Genomic DNA, 13562 nt, shown 5'->3' on the forward strand with positions numbered 1-13562 from the left:
ACGGGGCGTGGGCCTGCGGCTGGGAACGAAACAGGCCACGGTCTCGTCGAGATCGTGGCCTGTTCGTGTGTGGTGGGCGAAGGGGGACTTGAACCCCCACGTCCCGAAGGACACTGGCACCTGAAGCCAGCGCGTCTGCCATTCCGCCACTCGCCCGAGCGACCGGACGAGGCTAGCACGGGGCCCGCGGGAGGCCGAAATCTGCGGCCCGGCGGCAAAGGCGAGGGCGTCGCTACGTATATCATGCGAGAGCAGTAGTGAGCCCGAGACACGCTCGGCTTCTATTCAGAGGGACGGGGAGGTCAGTCGTGGGAATGGTCCAGAGGTTCGAACGGAAGCTCCAAGGAGCCGTCGGCGACGCCTTTGCCCGCGTATTCGGCGGTGGTGTCGTGCCGCAGGAGGTCGAAGCAGCGCTGCAGCAGGAAGCGTCCGACCAGGTCGAAGAGCTCGACGGAGGTCACCTCCTCGCCCCCAATGCCTACGTCATCACGATCAACGAGTCCGATCACGAGAAGCTGTCCCAGGACCGCGAGCTCACCACGAAGGCGTTCTCCCGCCACCTGGACGGGTTCATCCGCGATCAGGGATGGCAGACGTACGGAGACGTATCCGTTCGATTCGAAGCCTCGCCCACGCTGCACACCGGCCAGTTCCGTACCGCGGGTTCGGTCGACCCGGATGCGGGCAGGGCGCCTCGCCCGACCGCGCCGCCGGCCCCGAGCCGTCCCGCGGTCCGGCAAACGGTGCCGCCGCCACAGGCCGCTGCTCCCCGCGTCAGCCCTCCCCCGGTGACGCCTCCCGCGGCTGCACCTCCCGCATCTGCACCTCCCGCGCCTGCTCGCCCCCAGCCTGCAGCACGGCAACAGCCCCCGGCGCGGCCACAACCCGCAGCCCGACCCCCGGCGCGGCCACAACCAGCAGCCCGACCGTCGGCGATCCCGCCTGTCGCGGCTCCGATTGCCGCTGCAATTCCTGTTGCCGCAGCCGTATCGCTCTCCAGATCTGAAGCATCGCCGGAACCGGAGTCTCCCGTCGTCCCGGAGGAGTCGGATGCTCCCGCGTCGTCTGCTCCCGCGGCTTCGGTGGCAGAACCACAGCCTGCCCCGGAACCACACCCGGCCCCAGAACCACCGCCTGCCCCAGAACGACAGTCGGCCCCAGAACAACTCTCCACCCCGGAACCACAGCCGGCCGCACCACCGACCATCAACCCGCCGTCGATCACAGGAGCGCGCTCCATGCCTCAGAACCCCAGCAACGATCCCGATCGCGACGGCGACGAGCGCTACCGGGAGAACCGGGGCGAGCGACCGGAGGGTTACCCCGCGGCGGCCGCAGCCGGCCACAACGGCAGCTACCGCAACGGCAGCAACTACGGCGGCGCACCGTATGGCCCCCCGCCAGGACAGCCGTACGCCGACGCGCGCGGCGGTGACGCCTACCCCGAGCAGCCCGGGTACGAACAGGGGTACGACCGCCGCGGGTACGACCAGGGCCGCGAGCAGCCCGGCTACGACCAGCCCGGCTACGACCAGCGCGGCTACGACCCCCGGGCCTACGATCAGCGCCCCCACGATCAGCAGGGTTACGACCAGGGCGGTCACGACCCCCGCGGCTACGACCAGCAGGGATACGACCAGCAGGGTTACGACCAGCAGGGTTACGACCAGGGCGGCTACGACCAGCGCGGTTACGACCGCCAGGGCCGGCAGTACGACCAGCGCGCCTACCAGGACTACCCGCCGGCGCCCGGTGGCGCTCCCCGTGGTGGCTACCCGGCGCAGGACTACGACCGGGGTTACCGGGGCGGTCAGCGGCCCGCATACGACCAGCCCGCGTACGACCAGCGCGCCTACGCACCCGCGCCGGCATACGACCCGGCCGGTCCCCCGACTGCGGGCTACCAGGCACCTGCCTACGGTGCGGACGATTACGACTACGCCGATCAGGACTACGCGGCGCAGCAGGGCCTCTCGGTCACCCTCCAACTCGAGGACGGCAGCGGCCGATACTTCCAGTTGCGTGAGGGCAGCAACGTGATCGGGCGCGGCCAGGACGCACAGTTCCGCCTCCCCGACACCGGAGTGTCGCGTCGCCACATCGAAATTCGGTGGGACGGCCGCGTCGCGATGCTCTCGGACCTCGGTTCCACCAACGGAACCACGGTCAACGGGGCTCCGGTGCAAGACTGGCAACTCGCCGACGGCGACGTCATTCGCGCCGGCCACTCGGAAATCCTGGTCAGGATCGTCTGATAACTTCCGACCGGCCTCCGGCCTGCCCGCTACATTCCGACCGGCCTCCGGCCTGCCCGCTGTCCGATCTCATCCCCTCGAGGTGACCCGCCGACCCGGCGTCACCCTATGATGCTGCGAGTAGTCGATGCCCGCGAGACAAGAGGAGGTGAACCGCGTTGCAAGGGTTGATTCTGCAACTCACACGAGCGGGTTTCCTTCTCGTGCTGTGGCTTTTCGTGTGGGGCGTCCTCCGTACCCTGCGGTCCGACATCTACGCGGCGTCGGGCATGCGGGTTCCCGCCCGCGGTTCACGCAAGTCCGCGGTTCCGGGTGCGCTGCGCAGCAAGCAGAAAGTCGCCAAGTACCTGGTGGTGACGCAGGGGTCTCTTGCGGGCACCCGAATCACGCTCGGCACGCAACCGGTTCTGATGGGCCGTGCCGACGACTCGACCCTGGTGCTCACCGACGATTACGCCTCGACGCGTCATGCGCGTCTGTCGCCGCGCGGCGGTGATTGGTACGTCGAGGACCTCGGCTCCACCAACGGGACCTACCTGGACCGAGCGAAGGTGACCACTGCCGTGCGAGTTCCCATGGCCACACCCGTGCGGGTGGGCAAGACAGTGATCGAGCTGCGCCCGTGACCCTGGTTCTTCGCTATGCGGCGCGAAGCGACCGCGGTCTCGTGCGGTCGAACAACGAGGATTCCGTCTACGCCGGTGCCCGCCTCCTCGCGCTCGCCGACGGTATGGGCGGCCACGCCGCCGGTGAAGTCGCCTCGCAGCTGATGATCGCCGCTTTGGCGCACCTCGACGACGACGAGCCGGGCGAGGATCTTCTCGGCAAGCTCGAGGACGCCACCCGCGAGGGCAACGCATCCATCGCCGAACAGGTCGAAGAAGACCCCGAACTCGACGGTATGGGCACCACCCTGACCGCAATCCTGTTCGGCGGCAAGAAGATCGGGCTCGTGCACATCGGCGATTCGCGCGCCTACCTGCTGCGCGACGACGAACTGGCCCAGATCACCCGCGACGACACCTTCGTGCAGTCTCTCGTCGACGAGGGACGCATCACCGCCGAGCAGGCACACTCGCATCCTCAGCGGTCGCTGATCATGCGGGCCCTCACCGGTAACGAGATCGAACCCACGCTCACGGTTCGCGAGGCACGCGCCGGAGACCGCTATCTCCTGTGCTCGGACGGTCTGTCCGACGTCGTCAGCAGCGAAACCATCGCCGACACCATGCGCGAGGGCGAGAACGACGAGTGCGCCGACCGACTGATCGAGCTGGCACTGCGCAGTGGCGGTCCGGACAACGTGACCGTCGTGATCGCAGACGTGATCGACCTCGACTACGGACAGTCTCACCCGATCGTGGGGGGCGCCGCGTCCGTCGACGACGAAGAGGACGCACCGCCGCCCAACACTGCCGCCGGCCGGGCCGCGGCGATGCGCCCGCCGCGTACGCAACCCAAGCGGGTCGTCACACCGCCACCGCCGGCGCCGGAGAAGAAGTCGCACAAGCTGCGCTGGACCCTGGTCGGGCTGGGGGTGGTCATCATCGTCGCCATCGCCGGTTCGGTGGGCTACTACCTCCTGCGCAGCAACTATTACGTGGGTGAGAACGACGACCGTGTCGCGGTGATGCGCGGTGTCCCCGGTTCGGTTCTGGGTTACTCGCTGCAGGAAGTCGATCTCGTCGGCTGCGTCCAGGAGACCACCGCGGGAACCGTCGACTCTCGGACGGTGGAGTTCCGTTCACCGGCCGACGCGAACGGCGACTGCACCGTGCTCGGAATCGACGACCTCCAGCCCTCCGCCCGCGAACAGGTCCGCTCCGGCCTTCCGTCCGGCACCCTCGACGACGCGAAGCAGCAGGTGTCGCGTCTCGCCTCGGGCGACCTGCTGCCCTCGTGCGACGCGCCGACCACCACGACCGCCCCGCCGACGACCACCGAGGCTCTCCCCCCGGTCCTCCCGACGCCGGCACCCGTTCCCGGCGAACTCCCTGCGCCGGCACCCACGACGGAACCGGCACCGACCGCCACCTCCGCGCCGACGCAGACTCCCGTCCCCGGAGTGACGTGCAGGGCGGGACGCTGATGTCGGTTCCGAATCCCCCTACCGCCGGCACTCCCGCAGGTTCCAGTGGTCCCAGCTCGAGAGTGTCGGGGTCGTTTCCCAGCCCGGCCGGCGGTTTCGCCCCGGCTCCGGTGCAATCGACGAAACGGGGCGTCGAGATGGCGCTCCTCGGTGGTGCCGTACTGGTGGTCACCCTGTCCCTGATCCTGGTCGAGGCCAGCCAGGAACAGGCCATCACCTGGGACCTGGCGAAGTACGCGCTCGCGTATCTCGCTCTGTTCTCGATCGCTCACCTGGCCGTGCGCCGGTTCGCCCGGCACGCCGATCCGCTGCTGCTCCCCATCGTCGCGATTCTCAACGGCCTCGGTCTGGTGCTGATCCATCGCCTCGACCTGTCGGACCAGCAGACCGCGACCTATTACGGCCTCCCGACGCCGTCGCCCGACGCGAACCAGCAGGTGCTGTGGACGACGTTGGCGATCGCCGGATTCGTCGCGGTCCTTCTGTTCGTTCGCGACTACCGCACCCTCGCTCGCTACGGCTATACGCTCGGTCTCGCAGGCCTGATCTTCCTGGCCTTGCCGGCGGTGCTTCCGTCGTCCTTCTCCGAGGTCAACGGATCGAAGATCTGGATCAGGTTGCCGGGCTTCAGTATTCAGCCCGGCGAGTTCTCGAAGATCCTCCTTCTGATCTTCTTCGCGTCGGTGCTCGTGGCCAAACGTGAGCTGTTCACGACGGCGGGAAAGCACTTCGCGGGCATGGATTTCCCGCGTGCACGCGATCTCGGTCCGATTCTCGTCGCGTGGATCGTGTCGATCGGTGTCCTGGTGTTCGAGAAGGACCTCGGCACATCACTGCTGATCTTCACCACCGTGCTGGTGATGATCTACATCGCGACCGAGAGAGTCAGCTGGCTGGTCATCGGTCTGACGCTGCTTCTCGCCGGATTCTTCTTCGCCTACCAGTTCTTCTCCCATGTACGCGTGCGCACCGATACCTGGCTCGACCCGTTCGCCGACTACAACGACACCGGGTATCAGATCTCGCAGTCGCTGTTCGGTCTCGCGACGGGCGGTCTCTTCGGTACCGGGCTCGGCAGCGGACGCCCCTCGCAGGTGCCGTTCGCGAAGACCGACTTCATCATCGCGACTATCGGTGAAGAGCTCGGACTGGTCGGACTCGCCGCGGTCCTGATGCTCTACCTGGTGTTCGTTCTGCGCGGTCTTCGCACCGCTCTGGCCGTGCGCGACAGCTTCGGCAAGCTCCTGGCCGCCGGTCTCTCCTTCACGGTCGCGGTGCAGCTGTTCGTCGTGGTCGGTGGCGTCACCAAGCTGATCCCGCTGACCGGTCTGACCACTCCGTTCATGTCCTACGGTGGATCGTCGCTGCTGGCGAACTATGTTCTCGTCGCGCTGCTGATCAAGATCTCCGACGCTGCGCGAGCTCCCGTCGTTCCGCAGAAGAAGGGTCCGGCGCCGATCGCGGACGCACCCACCGAGATGGTGAAGCGCGCGTGAACACACCGCTCCGCCGAGTCGCGATCGCCGTGATGGTTCTCGTGGTCGCATTGCTCGCGAACGCCACGTACGTGCAGGTGATCAAGGCCGACAGCCTCCGCACCGATCCGCGCAACTCTCGCGTCCTGCTCGACGAGTACTCACGTCAGCGCGGTCAGATCTCCAGCGGCGGCCAGGTATTGGCGTCGTCGGTCGCCACCGACGACCGCTACAAGTACCTCCGGACCTACCCGGCCAACCCGGCGGCACCGTCGAGTCCGTTCGCGAACGCGCCCGTCACCGGTTTCTACTCGATGCTCTATGCCAGCAGTGGGCTCGAGCGGTCCGAGGACGAGGTGCTCAACGGCTCCGACAACCGGTTGTTCGGCAAACGATTCACCGACCTGCTGTCCGGCCGTGACCCCCGCGGCGGCAACGTCGTGACGACCATCGATCCCGTGATGCAGCAGGTCGCGTACGACCAGCTCACGTCGAAGGGCTACACGGGTTCCGTCGTCGCCATCGAACCGTCCACCGGGAAGATCCTCACGATGGTGAGCACTCCCAGCTACGACCCGAACCTGCTGTCCAGCCACGACGGGACGCAGAGCACCCAGGCCTGGGAGGCGCTGCAAGCCGACCCCACCAACCCGTTGGTCAATCGCGCTGTGTCGCAGACCTATCCGCCCGGGTCGACGTTCAAGGTGGTCGTCACCGCTGCGGCCCTCGCGGCCGGTGAGACACCGGAGGACCAGCTGACCGCGGCGTCCAACATCACCCTGCCCGACACCAGCACCACCCTCGAGAACTACGGCGGGCAGTCCTGCGGCGGCGGGGCCACCGCATCGCTGCGAGATGCGTTCGCGCGCTCCTGCAACACCGCCTTCGTGGAGCTCGGAATCAAGACCGGAGCCGACGCTCTGAAGTCCACCTCGTCCGCCTTCGGTATCGGCGAGGACGCCGCCGGCGTGCCGATTCCCGTCGCCGACAGCACGGTCGGAGACATCCCCGACGACGCCGCGCTGGGCCAGAGCAGCATCGGTCAGCGCGACGTCGCACTGACGCCGCTGCAGAACGCGGAGATCGCGGCAACCGTCGCCAACGGTGGCGTCCGCATGGCCCCGCACCTGGTCGCGTCCCTTCAGGGTCCGGATCTGTCCACCCTCTCCACCACCGATCCGCAGTCACTGGGCCAGGCCGTGTCGCCCGAAGTCGCGTCGACACTGACATCGCTGATGGTCGGGTCCGAGAACGCGACCACCGGAGTGGGCAAGATTGCGGGTGTGCAGATCGCATCGAAAACCGGAACGGCAGAGCACGGCAGCGATCCGCGCAACACGCCACCACACGCGTGGTACATCGCGTTCGCACCGGCCGAGAGCCCGAAGATTGCGATCGCCGTGATCGTCGAAGACGGTGGTGATCGCGCGTTGGCCGCGACCGGGGGATCCGTCGCCGCGCCCGTGGCCCGTGCCGTCATCGCAGCTGGATTGCAGGGGAGGTGAACCGATGACCAGTGGACTCGGCAACGGAGCCATGATCGCCGGGCGCTACCGCCTTCAGCGTCTCATCGCGACCGGTGGCATGGGACAGGTCTGGGAGGCGATGGACTCGCGGCTGGATCGTCGCGTCGCCGTGAAGGTCCTGAAGCCGGAGTTCTCGGACGATCCCGAATTCCTCGAGCGCTTCCGCACCGAAGCCCGCACGACTGCACTTCTCAATCACCCCGGTATCGCGAACATCTACGACTACGGCGAGGTGCGCGACCGCAACGGCCAGTCCGTGGCGTACCTGGTCATGGAACTCGTGGTGGGAGAGCCGCTCAACGCCGTGCTCTCCCGTATGGGCCGACTCCCGTTGGTGCACGCGCTGGACATGCTCGAGCAGACCGGCCGCGCGTTGCAGGCAGCGCACTCGGCGGGGATCGTGCACCGGGACGTCAAGCCCGGCAACATCATGATCACCCCGACGGGTCAGGTGAAGATCACCGACTTCGGCATCGCGAAGGCCGTCGACGCCTCGCCGGTCACCCGTACCGGAATGGTGATGGGCACGGCGCAGTACATTGCCCCGGAACAGGCTCTGGGCCAGGACGCCACCGCGTCGTCGGACGTCTACTCGCTCGGTGTGGTCGGGTACGAAGTCGTGGCCGGAACCCGTCCGTTCGTCGGTGACGGCGCCCTGACCGTCGCGATGAAGCATGTGCGCGACGTGCCGCCGCCGCTTCCGACCGATCTCCCACCGCAGGTCCGTGAGCTCATCGAGATCACGATGACGAAGGATCCTGCGGCGCGGTACGAGAACGGCGGCGAGTTCGCGGACGCCGTGGCAGCCGTCCGCGCCGGGCGACGTCCGCCGGCGCCCGGTTCCGCTCCGAGCGGGACCGCACGTGTGTTGCCGCCCGGCGCCCCGACGGCGGCCGTCTCGAGCACCCGCATGATGTCCACTCCCACCGGTGAGTACGCGGCGCCCGCACCGCTTCCGGCGGCACCCGCCGAGCGCACCGGCCTGACCTCGGGCCAGAAGGCACTCGCGTGGGCGGCGGGAGGGCTGCTCGCGCTCGCGGCGGTCGTCGCCGCGGTGCTGTTCGTCATGACGAGCGGCGAGGACTCGCCCACACCGCCGCCGGTGACCACCACCGTGCCCGCGCCGACGACGACACAGCGGACCACGACGGCCGAGCCGACAACCACCGAGGAAACGACGACCACCACGGAACCGACCACCACCACCACGACAACGACCACCACCACGACGACGACAACGGAGCCGACGACCACCACGACGGAGCCGACCACCACCACGACCACCACGAACGGCGGCGGTTTCCAGTTGCCGACCTTGAACAACCCGTTCGGGCTGCGTGATCAGCCGGGAGGGCCGCGATGACCACGCCACGTGAACTCTCGTCTCGCTACGAACTCGGTGAGATCCTCGGATTCGGCGGTATGTCGGAAGTGCATCTGGCACGCGACATTCGTCTCGGCCGGGACGTCGCGATCAAGGTGCTGCGTCAGGATTTGGCGCGCGACCCCACGTTCTACCTGCGGTTTCGCCGCGAAGCGCAGAACGCAGCAGCGCTGAACCACCCGGCCATCGTCGCGGTGTACGACACCGGTGAGGCCGAGACGGACACCGGCCCACTGCCGTACATCGTCATGGAGTACGTCGACGGCGACACGTTGCGCGACATCGTCCGGAACGAAGGACCGATGCCGCCGAAGCGTGCCATGGAGGTCTTCGCCGACGTCTGCGCGGCGCTGGACTTCAGCCACCGCAACGGCATCGTGCACCGTGACGTCAAGCCGGCCAACGTCATGATCAACCGCGCCGGTGCGGTCAAGGTGATGGACTTCGGCATCGCGAGGGCGATCGCCGACAGTTCCAGTCCGATGACGCAGACCGCAGCGGTGATCGGCACAGCGCAGTACCTTTCGCCCGAGCAGGCGAGGGGCGAGCAGGTCGACGCACGCTCGGACGTGTACTCGCTCGGCTGCGTCCTCTTCGAAATTCTCACCGGGGAGCCGCCGTTCACCGGTGACTCACCCGTTGCCGTCGCGTACCAGCACGTGCGCGAAGATCCGCCGCTGCCGTCGTCGGTCAACCCCGGCGTTCCGCGTGAGCTGGATTCGATCATTCTCAAGGCGATGAGCAAGAACCCGGCCAACCGCTACCAGAGCGCCGCAGACATGCGCAGTGACATCGTCAAGGTGCTCAGCGGTGGCCGGCCCAGTGCGCCGATGGTGATGAACGACGAGGACCGCACCACCATTCTCGGTTCGGTCGACGCTCCCCGCGCGCGCCATTCGGCGGTGGACGCCACTGCTGCTCCCCGAGTCGCAGCACGGCACGGGCGAGACGACGACGAAGACGAGACCGGCAAGCGCAGCGGAGCGAGGGTGGCGCTGTACGCGTTGGCGGCGGCCGTCGTCGTCGCCATCGTCGGTGCGTTCCTGTGGTCGCTCGGTCCCGGTGCCGACGCGAAACAGGTCACGCTGCCCGACGTGGCGAACCAGTCGTCGGAACAGGCGCAGTCGACGCTGAACGCGGCCGGCCTGCGCCCGCAGATCGAGCAGAAGTCGGACTCGACCGTGCCGTCCGGAACAGCGATCGACACCCGCCCCGTTGCGGGCGCATCGATCGAGGAGGGCAGTTCGGTCGTCCTCGAGATTTCCACCGGTCCCGAACAGATTCAGGTGCCGCAGCTGGCCGGCCTGTCGCAACAGGCTGCGGCGCAGGCACTCTCGGACGCAGGCCTTGCCCTCGACGCAACGGTGGCGCGCGCGCCCTCGGCGCGCACCGATGTCGACAAGGTGATCCGGCAGGAACCGTCGACCGGCTCCACGATGGCCGCCGGATCGTCGGTGCGCATCACCCTCGGCGCCGGGCCCGAACAGATCCGGGTGCCCGACGTGACGGGCCAGGCAATCACCGTCGCGCAGCCCAACCTCGAAGGCGCCGGGTTCCGGGTCAAGGTCGTACAGGTGGATTCCCCGCGGCCCAGTGGTGACGTGGTCTCCTCCAGCCCGGCCGGCGGAACGACGGCGACCGACGGCGACGAGATCACCGTCAACGTGTCCAACGGAAGTCAGTTCTCCATGCCGGCCGTGGTGGGCCTGACCCTCAATCAAGCAGTCGAGGCGATGCAGGGTGCGGGATGGACGGGGACGGTGTCGGACATCGACCAGAACCTTGTCGGCACGCTCGACACCTACCAGGTGGGCAAGGTGCAAGACCAGAGCGTTCCGCAGAACGCGGCCATAGCGAAGAACACGCGGGTCACGCTGACGATCGGACGGCTGGGTCTCTGACCGCCGGGTCTCTGAACCACTGAGTCTTTACGAGGTCAGGACAGTCGCTTCGAGGGTGCGCAGCAGTTCCTCGGACGGGGCCTCGCCACATACTGCCAGCCAGTTGGCCAGCATGCGGTGTCCGCCCTCGGTCATCACCGATTCGGGGTGGAACTGCACGCCGTGAATGGGCAGTTCCCGGTGGCGCATGGCCATCACGATGCCGCTGTCGGTGCGTGCGGTCACTTCGATCTCGTCGGGAATGGTGTCTTCACGGACGGTGAGCGAGTGGTATCGGGTTGCGCGGAACGGGTCCGGAAGGCCGGCGAGCACCCCGCCGCCGCCGTGGTGAACGACGCTCGTCTTGCCGTGCAGCAGTTCCGGGGCGCGTTCGACGGTTCCGCCGAACGACGCACCGATGGCCTGGTGGCCGAGGCACACCCCGAGAAGCGGAGTCTCCGCGGCTGCGCACGCGGCAACCATGTTCATGGTGACGCCCGCGCGGTCCGGTGTTCCCGGACCGGGGCTGAGTAGAACTCCGTCGTACTCCTTCGCGACGCTCGCGGCGTCCATGACGGCAGGATCGTCGTTTCGCAGCACCGTGGCGGTGGTTCCGAGCTGACCGAGGTACTGCACGAGGTTGTAGACGAAGCTGTCGTAGTTGTCGACGACGAGAATTCGCATACGGCCAGCGTAGTGCGTGCTTCGGTTCGGTAGCGTGTACGCATGCCCAAGTCCAAGGTCCGCAAGAAGACCGACTACACGATCAACCCGGCATCGCGCACGCCGGTCAAGGTCAAGGCCGCGCCGTCGAGCGCCATCTACCTCACCGTCATGTTCGGTCTGATGGTCCTCGGACTCGTCTATCTGATCGTCTACTACCTCGCGCAGGACAAGATCGGCTGGATGGGCAGTCTCGGTGCATACAACCTGCTCATCGGCTTCGCGTTCCTCGTCGTCGGGCTGGTCCTGACGATGCGTTGGCGTTGAGGTTCGAAATTACATCGGTGTCATTCATCCACAGTGTGGATAACTCCTGTGGATAAACCGTCTTGGGCCACCCCGCTGCCGGCCGTGGTGTTCCTCGCGGTCGGTGCGGTCGCGATGGTCGGCGCCGCCGTCTTCGCCGCGTCGGACGCTCCCGGACGGTTCCTCATCGGCCTCGCGGCCCTGGCCCTGGCTGTCCTGGCCCTGTTGGCCGGACTGCAACGACCGCGGCTGACGCTCGACGGGGACGAACTGGTGGTGAAGACGATCCGCGGCGTGCGGTCGTACAACCGCGCCGACATCGAGCGGATCCGGATCGTCCCCTACCCCCGCATGGGTCGACGCGTACCCATGCTGGAGATCGACATCGAAGCCCCGCAGGAACGCCTGCTCATCTTCGGACGGTGGGATCTCGGCGAGGATCCGCGCGGAGTGTTCGACGTGCTCGACGCACGGGGTTTCGTGCCGGACGAATTCTCGGAGCGCTAGCACCGACAACCCCAACGCCTACAACCCCAGCGCCTACAGGCCCAACTGCGCGCGCAACGTCAACGCACGCAACACGATCACCGCCACCGCGATCGCCGCGACCACACCGATGGTGACCCAGCCGAGTGTGCGACCGTGCCGTGGGTCGGAGCCGGTGGTGTACAGCAGACCGGCCGTCGCCAGCGTGCCTGCGGCCAGACCGCCGAGGTGTCCCCAGAGCGAGATGCCGGGGATGGAGAAGCTGATGACGACGTTGATGCCGATGACGATCAGAACGGGTGTGGGGCTGCGCTTCATGCGGAGCAGGATCGCGACCTGTGCACCGAGGAGACCGAACACGGCGCCCGACGCTCCGGCCGTGACGGCGTTCACCTGGAACACCATGACCGCCGCGGATCCACCGAGAATCGACACGACGTACACGGCGAGGTAGCGGGACCGGCCCATGATCAGTTCGCAGTCGCGACCGATGACGTACAGCGCATACATGTTGAGCGCCAAATGAATCGGCCCGAAGTGTAGAAAGCCGGAACCGATGACGCGGAAGAAGTCGCCGTCGGCGACCGCAGGCGGATACAGAGCCCATGCGGTGAAGAGTCCGCTGATCTGGTTGCGCATCGGGTTGCCCGACTGAACGGCCGTGAGCGCGTAGACGAGAAAGTTGAGCGCGATCAGGGTGTAGGTGACGACGGGCGTGCCGGATCGCAGGGTTCCACCGGCGACCGTGCGCGCCGTGCGGAGGGATTTGTTTCCCTCGGCAACGCAGTCGACACAGTGCTGCCCCACGGCGGCGGGGCGCAGGCATTGCGGGCACGCCGGACGCTCGCACCGAGTGCACGACAGGGCCGTGGGTCGGTCCGGATGCCGGACGCACCCGGGCTGGGGTGGCGTCGGAGGCGCACCCCAGCCGGGTTGGGTCATGGTCTCAGCTCAGGAGATGGTGATGGACTCGATCACCACGTCGTCGACCGGGCGGTCGCCGCGAGCGGTCGCGACGTTGCCGATGTCGTCGACGACCTTCTGCGACGCCGGATCGACGACCTCGCCGAAGATGGTGTGCTTACGGTTCAGGTGCGGCGTCGGTCCGACGGTGATGAAGAACTGCGATCCGTTGGTACCCGGGCCGGCGTTGGCCATGGCGAGCAGGTACGGACGGTCGAAGCCGAGCTCGGGGTGGAACTCGTCGCCGAACTTGTAGCCGGGGCCGCCGGTGCCGGTGCCCGTGGGGTCACCGCCCTGCAGCATGAAGCCACTGATCACACGGTGGAAGATGGCGCCGTCGTAGAACGGTCCGTCGGACGTTCCCTTCGCGTTCTTCGTCGAGTAGTCCTTGGTTCCCTGCGCGAGGCCGACGAAGTTCTCGACGGTTTTCGGCGCATGGTTGCCGAAGAGGGCGATCGCGATGTCGCCCTTGTTGGTGTGCAGCGTTGCCGTTTGGGTCTGATTCGGTGAAGTCACGCCCTCCATGGTGCCACTC

At 67.4% G+C, this 13562-nt stretch carries 12 protein-coding genes, 1 tRNA gene and 2 pseudogenes; 10 read left to right on the plus strand and 5 right to left on the minus strand.

Annotation, left to right across the window (positions count from 1 at the left end; all coding sequences use genetic code 11):
- Positions 1-70: 70 nt before the first annotated feature.
- Positions 71-156, minus strand: a tRNA-Leu gene (locus tag IEW02_RS00635).
- 158 nt (positions 157-314) lie between these two features.
- On the opposite strand from IEW02_RS00635, the pseudogene IEW02_RS25010 reads away from it, so the two are divergent.
- Positions 315-599: pseudogene (locus IEW02_RS25010) on the plus strand (DUF3662 domain-containing protein); the annotation flags it as partial.
- Positions 600-774: 175 nt separating this feature from the next.
- Here the strand turns inward: IEW02_RS25010 and IEW02_RS25015 are convergent.
- Positions 775-1200, minus strand: a complete 426-nt coding sequence (locus IEW02_RS25015) for a hypothetical protein (RefSeq protein WP_229745857.1) — start codon at positions 1198-1200, stop codon at positions 775-777.
- A 686-nt stretch (positions 1201-1886) separates the two neighbouring features.
- Here IEW02_RS25015 and IEW02_RS25520 point away from each other — a divergent pair.
- The 7 genes and pseudogenes from IEW02_RS25520 to pknB form a co-directional block, all read left to right on the plus strand.
- Positions 1887-2255: pseudogene (locus IEW02_RS25520) on the plus strand (FHA domain-containing protein); the annotation flags it as partial.
- A gap of 158 nt (positions 2256-2413) precedes the next feature.
- A complete protein-coding gene (locus tag IEW02_RS00645; RefSeq protein ID WP_188542795.1) occupies positions 2414-2881 on the plus strand; it encodes an FHA domain-containing protein FhaB/FipA in 468 nt (155 codons plus the stop codon).
- Entirely contained in the window at positions 2878-4344 is a 1467-nt protein-coding gene (locus IEW02_RS00650; protein ID WP_188542796.1) for a PP2C family serine/threonine-protein phosphatase, read from the plus strand. The genes IEW02_RS00645 and IEW02_RS00650 overlap by 4 nt, the downstream gene beginning before the upstream one ends.
- Positions 4345-4406: 62 nt before the next feature.
- Positions 4407-5840, plus strand: a complete 1434-nt coding sequence (locus IEW02_RS00655) for an FtsW/RodA/SpoVE family cell cycle protein (protein ID WP_229745822.1) — start codon at positions 4407-4409, stop codon at positions 5838-5840.
- Positions 5837-7324 carry a peptidoglycan D,D-transpeptidase FtsI family protein gene (locus IEW02_RS00660; RefSeq protein WP_188542798.1) on the plus strand — a complete coding sequence of 496 codons (1488 nt, stop codon included), beginning with the start codon at positions 5837-5839 and terminating at the stop codon, positions 7322-7324. The genes IEW02_RS00655 and IEW02_RS00660 overlap by 4 nt, the downstream gene beginning before the upstream one ends.
- A 4-nt stretch (positions 7325-7328) precedes the next feature.
- Positions 7329-8708, plus strand: coding sequence for a serine/threonine-protein kinase (locus IEW02_RS00665; RefSeq protein WP_188542799.1), 1380 nt, complete (start codon positions 7329-7331; stop codon positions 8706-8708).
- Positions 8705-10630, plus strand: a complete 1926-nt coding sequence (pknB, locus tag IEW02_RS00670; RefSeq protein WP_188542800.1) for a Stk1 family PASTA domain-containing Ser/Thr kinase — start codon at positions 8705-8707, stop codon at positions 10628-10630. Before IEW02_RS00665 ends, pknB begins: the two co-directional genes overlap by 4 nt.
- A gap of 27 nt (positions 10631-10657) precedes the next feature.
- Here the strand turns inward: pknB and IEW02_RS00675 are convergent, their stop codons facing one another.
- Positions 10658-11293, minus strand: coding sequence for an aminodeoxychorismate/anthranilate synthase component II (locus IEW02_RS00675; RefSeq protein ID WP_188542801.1), 636 nt, complete (start codon positions 11291-11293; stop codon positions 10658-10660).
- 42 nt (positions 11294-11335) lie between these two features.
- Between IEW02_RS00675 and crgA the strand changes: the two genes are divergently transcribed.
- Positions 11336-11599 (plus strand): cell division protein CrgA, encoded by a 264-nt coding sequence (gene crgA / locus IEW02_RS00680; protein WP_188542802.1) that lies wholly within the window; start codon positions 11336-11338, stop codon positions 11597-11599.
- Positions 11600-11647: 48 nt separating this feature from the next.
- Positions 11648-12085, plus strand: coding sequence for a PH domain-containing protein (locus IEW02_RS00685; protein WP_229745708.1), 438 nt, complete (start codon positions 11648-11650; stop codon positions 12083-12085).
- Between the two features lie 33 nt (positions 12086-12118).
- Here the strand turns inward: IEW02_RS00685 and IEW02_RS00690 are convergent, their stop codons facing one another.
- Positions 12119-13006: a rhomboid family intramembrane serine protease gene (locus tag IEW02_RS00690; RefSeq protein WP_188542803.1), complete on the minus strand. Its 888-nt coding sequence runs from the start codon at positions 13004-13006 to the stop codon at positions 12119-12121.
- A gap of 9 nt (positions 13007-13015) precedes the next feature.
- Complete coding sequence (locus IEW02_RS00695) at positions 13016-13552, minus strand: peptidylprolyl isomerase (protein ID WP_188542804.1); 537 nt, start codon at positions 13550-13552, stop codon at positions 13016-13018.
- Positions 13553-13562 lie beyond the last annotated feature (10 nt).

Origin of the sequence: Rhodococcoides trifolii, from assembly GCF_014635345.1 — a bacterium.
GTDB lineage: Bacteria > Actinomycetota > Actinomycetes > Mycobacteriales > Mycobacteriaceae > Rhodococcoides > Rhodococcoides trifolii.

Bases quoted from the DNA above. Each gene is read 5' to 3' on its own strand.
- crgA (WP_188542802.1), top strand. From the start codon at position 11,336: ATGCCCAAGTCCAAGGTCCGCAAGAAGACCGACTACACGATCAACCCG.
- IEW02_RS00695 (WP_188542804.1), bottom strand. From the start codon at position 13,552: ATGGAGGGCGTGACTTCACCGAATCAGACCCAAACGGCAACGCTGCAC.
- IEW02_RS00665 (WP_188542799.1), top strand. From the start codon at position 7,329: ATGACCAGTGGACTCGGCAACGGAGCCATGATCGCCGGGCGCTACCGC.
- pknB (WP_188542800.1), top strand. From the start codon at position 8,705: ATGACCACGCCACGTGAACTCTCGTCTCGCTACGAACTCGGTGAGATC.
- IEW02_RS00690 (WP_188542803.1), bottom strand. From the start codon at position 13,006: ATGACCCAACCCGGCTGGGGTGCGCCTCCGACGCCACCCCAGCCCGGG.
- IEW02_RS00675 (WP_188542801.1), bottom strand. From the start codon at position 11,293: ATGCGAATTCTCGTCGTCGACAACTACGACAGCTTCGTCTACAACCTC.